A 3,588-nucleotide genomic window follows, 5' to 3' on the forward strand; every position below is an offset into this window, starting at 1 on the left:
AACATCGGACTATTTCCGGTTTTCTAGCAGGCATATTTTCATCTTTATGTGCTTATCAACTCTGTCAGAAGAATAAGCCAAAAATTCATGTCGTTAGAAATTTAGCTTATCCGTAACTAGGGTTATAATAATAAAAAGGTACGCTGATGAATTTATCTGCTTTGCTGGCCTGTCTCAGTTTTTATTCGGGAATTTATCTGCTCTATTTCTTTTTTGCTCGGCAACAAAATTCAGTTTTGTTACTGATAGGAATGGGTTTACTGCTACTAAGTGTTATTTTAATTCCCTATCCGCATGAACGCAGACGGCGCGGCTTTGACTCTACCTTGACTTGGGGTCAGTATTTTTACTGGCCACTCCTGAGCTGGTGGAGAATGTTTATTCTTCCGATCAGCTGGCTGCTCTCTCTTATTTACCGGGATTAAAAAAGCACCACAAGGTGCTTTTTTAACGAAATACTTAGTACTTGCTGATCAGTTCATCCAGTACTGCCTGATAGTGAATAGTAATGTCATCTTCCAGAATCTTGTAAGCATTGTCGAACTGCACCATTGGCCAGCCTTCTTTCCAGAATGGGAAAATATTATGCAAGTCGTGAGTCACAGTCGCATCTTCACGGGTAATGGCCTGTGCAATTTGTGATAAAACCTGTGCTGTTTCGGCACCATCAATAGCTAAGTAATCAATGCCGTGCGCTTTTAAAATACGAATACGGTCTTTTTTATAACGAATTTTTTTACTTTGCGCTTCATTTAAATGTAGGGCCAAAGTGACAGCTTCAACAAACTTGCTTTCAAAACTGGCATTTAAAGCAACCAGGGCATTTTTATGTGCCTCTTGACGACCAGCTTTACCCCCATTACGGATCATCTCATTCGCTTCAGTATTTAGCACATCGCTTTTCATGGACTGTAAAATGTCTAAAATTTCGATATCGCTTAAAGATTCAGGAGATTGATCAGTCATAAACTGTCCTTGGACAAAAATAAGAAAGGGCTATTTTCGCATAATTCCTCACTGAATACAGGAATAAAATTAAGCTCCCGACTCGATTCATCATTTAGCAGTTTAAAACGTGACCCTAAGATTCAGTAAATTGGCACAATACATCTCAGCTATTATGAATATGCTAAAAACTCATGCCTGTATGTGAAATAAACAGAGCTTAGCCTTGAAATAAAGAATCTGTAATTTTCTGATTTTTCTCTGTTAAATGCTTTCAAATCCTTTATATTAGCTCTAATTTTTATGTTTCTTTAATTCTTATGATCAGTAATAAACAAACGGTAATTTTTTTAAATCAATTACGGGAACAGTACCCGGCAGCATTTAAAAGAAATTATTTGTTTTACAGCATGATCAAAACTAAAGGAATTTTAGATGAACTGAAGGAGCTAATTCCCTGGGTTCTGGCCGCAATGATTTTTATCTCGCTTTCGATGAGTTTGGGTCATTTCATTGCTAGCCAATTTCCGCAATTTAATGCTTTTCGTGCCCAAGGCATTGCTGTTTTAGCCATTATGTTGTTGTTTATGCTTTATACGCCCGTGGTCATCAAACAGATCAAACATAGCTCTACTTCTTTATATCAGCAACTTCGCCATACTCCGGTTAAACTTGCGGTACTCATTGTGCTACAAGCCATCAATATCGCTTATATTGAAAGTACAGTTTTACAAATTATTCTTTTTTTCTTTGCCTTGAGTTTTGGTTTTGTTCGTTTTTATAAAGAAAATATGTTCCGTGAAGGTACACAAAACGAGCAATATTTTTATCTGCAAGAAACCCGCCGCATTTGTTTTTGGGCCTATAAGCAGGTGTTAAAGATTCAGTTAAAAAGCCTATTCCTGAGAAAAAACTCATCGGCCCTTCATAAGCTACAACAACAAGAAAAACAGTTTATCGATTTGCATATACAGCTGATTCGTTATGAAAATGAACTGTGCAAAACACACAAGCATATAGATGTCGAAACCTATCTGGATAGCTTGATGTAGATGACATAACCATTTTAAGAGGAAAAGTTTAGTCAAAGCCCTATTTTATAGCGATAAGCACATGAATTGATTGAAAAGAAAGCAAATACACGGAAAGATACTTGCCAAGTTTTATTTCCTCCACTATTATGGCGCACATGCCCGAGTGGTGAAATCGGTAGACACAGGGGATTTAAAATCCCCCGCCCACAAAGCGTGCCAGTTCGAGTCTGGCCTCGGGCACCACTTTAATACATATTAAAATGGTGCAATAAAATATCCAGCAATAAGCTGGTTTTTTTATGCCTGAATAATTTAATTATCGTAAACCAATAAAAAAGACAAAATAAAAATGAAGCGAAATAAAATGTATTACCTACTGTATATCAGCCTGTTTATATTGATGAACGCAAGTTTGACTCACGCAATAGTAGCGGTTGAAAACTCACAGAGCCAAAAGGTTTATGATTTATTTTCTGGTACCGTTCACGAAGAGCATGGACAACTTGTTTTAACTCATTGCACTTTAGCTAAGTATGCCTATCCCCTGCACTTTAATCATCCAGAAGATGAAAAGCAGATTAAAAGCTTGCTGCGGAAAGCCCCGAACTTTTGGCTTAATTTAAGAGCACAGGCTTATACTGAAAACGAGAGATTTCATTTAATCGTAGATGAGATTGCCGAAATTCATCTTCAGGCCAGTTGCCATCTAAGCGATCTTTTGCCTAGTCCAGCCAAACTTTAAATATACAAAACTAACAAATAGAGAGTGACTTACCACTCTCTATTCGATACCAGTTCTTCCATTTCAATATCCATATAACCGTTATCTTGCACCACCATCATCATGGCTTCAGCAATATAATCTGCTGCCGTATCATCCAAGGAAGAATCAAGATCTTCAAACTGTGGTTTCATCTTGTTAATAACAACCACAGTTTCAGCAGCAAAATGATAAATTTCTACTTCAGATAAATCAGGCTTTACAACTTTCTTTGCAAACTGTTTAATGGCCTGCTTAACTTCAGCCACAAGAATATCGGGATAATATTCATCATCAAACATCGGGAGAAGTAAATCTTCAAACATACAACACTCAAAAAAAGACATGCATTAAAGCGAGCTTGTATAACACAAAGCAACAAAATTACCAAACGCTACAATAAAAAAGGTGATTTCCCCCATTTTTATTGACATGTCTTTGAAGTAATTAAATATGAGTCAACAATTACACCTTAAACTAAAAAAGCTCGATACCTTATCGAGCTTTTTTATATACCTAGGTTATACACCCAGATTATTCATCGCCTGCCATACTTTAATGGCATCACTCATTGCCTTGACGTCATGTGCTCGTACCATGCAGGCCCCCTGTTGAATACTAAATAAATGAGCAGCAACAGAACCCATCGCACGATTTTGAGCATCTGCTCCCCCCAAAGCTTCGCCAATAAAACGCTTTCGGGAAAGTGCTGATAAAATTGGACTTTGTACACGACAAAAAAAGATAACTCATTGAAATAATGGCATAATACTTGTTTTCTGACGACGAATATGATGACACATTTCAATGAGTTACATCTCATCTTAAACAAATATCTAAAGTGGAACA

The 3,588-nt window shown here is 37.0% G+C and carries 5 protein-coding genes, 1 tRNA gene and 2 pseudogenes; 5 read left to right on the forward strand and 3 right to left on the reverse strand.

Annotated elements, in window-relative coordinates; genetic code table 11:
- Together FTU91_RS15810 and FTU91_RS15815 are read left to right on the forward strand one after the other, a co-directional pair.
- Nucleotides 1-116 (forward strand): annotated as a pseudogene (locus FTU91_RS15810) (IS982 family transposase); the annotation flags it as partial.
- Nucleotides 117-146: 30 nt separating this feature from the next.
- Nucleotides 147-425, forward strand: coding sequence for a hypothetical protein (locus tag FTU91_RS15815; protein WP_180082813.1), 279 nt, complete (start codon nt 147-149; stop codon nt 423-425).
- A gap of 34 nt (nt 426-459) precedes the next feature.
- Here the strand turns inward: FTU91_RS15815 and FTU91_RS15820 are convergent, their stop codons facing one another.
- The gene (locus FTU91_RS15820) at nt 460-966 is read right to left on the reverse strand and encodes a hypothetical protein (protein ID WP_086196266.1); all 507 of its coding nucleotides are present in this window, start codon (nt 964-966) and stop codon (nt 460-462) included.
- A gap of 299 nt (nt 967-1,265) precedes the next feature.
- On the opposite strand from FTU91_RS15820, the gene FTU91_RS15825 reads away from it, so the two are divergent.
- The 3 genes from FTU91_RS15825 (at nt 1,266) to FTU91_RS15835 (ending at nt 2,721) form a co-directional block, all read left to right on the forward strand.
- Nucleotides 1,266-1,997 carry a hypothetical protein gene (locus FTU91_RS15825; RefSeq protein WP_180082814.1) on the forward strand — a complete coding sequence of 244 codons (732 nt, stop codon included), beginning with the start codon at nt 1,266-1,268 and terminating at the stop codon, nt 1,995-1,997.
- A gap of 139 nt (nt 1,998-2,136) precedes the next feature.
- Nucleotides 2,137-2,222, forward strand: a tRNA-Leu gene (locus FTU91_RS15830).
- A 106-nt stretch (nt 2,223-2,328) separates the two neighbouring features.
- Complete coding sequence (locus FTU91_RS15835; protein ID WP_180082815.1) at nt 2,329-2,721, forward strand: hypothetical protein; 393 nt, start codon at nt 2,329-2,331, stop codon at nt 2,719-2,721.
- 29 nt (nt 2,722-2,750) lie between these two features.
- On the opposite strand, the gene FTU91_RS15840 is transcribed toward FTU91_RS15835, so the two are convergent.
- Nucleotides 2,751-3,065, reverse strand: a complete 315-nt coding sequence (locus FTU91_RS15840) for a DUF5713 family protein (RefSeq protein WP_180082816.1) — start codon at nt 3,063-3,065, stop codon at nt 2,751-2,753.
- Between the two features lie 195 nt (nt 3,066-3,260).
- Nucleotides 3,261-3,461 (reverse strand): annotated as a pseudogene (locus tag FTU91_RS15845) (dihydropteroate synthase); the annotation flags it as partial.
- Nucleotides 3,462-3,588: the final 127 nt, after the last annotated feature.

Origin of the sequence: Acinetobacter sp. YH12201, assembly GCF_013418145.1 — a bacterium.
Lineage (GTDB): Bacteria > Pseudomonadota > Gammaproteobacteria > Pseudomonadales > Moraxellaceae > Acinetobacter.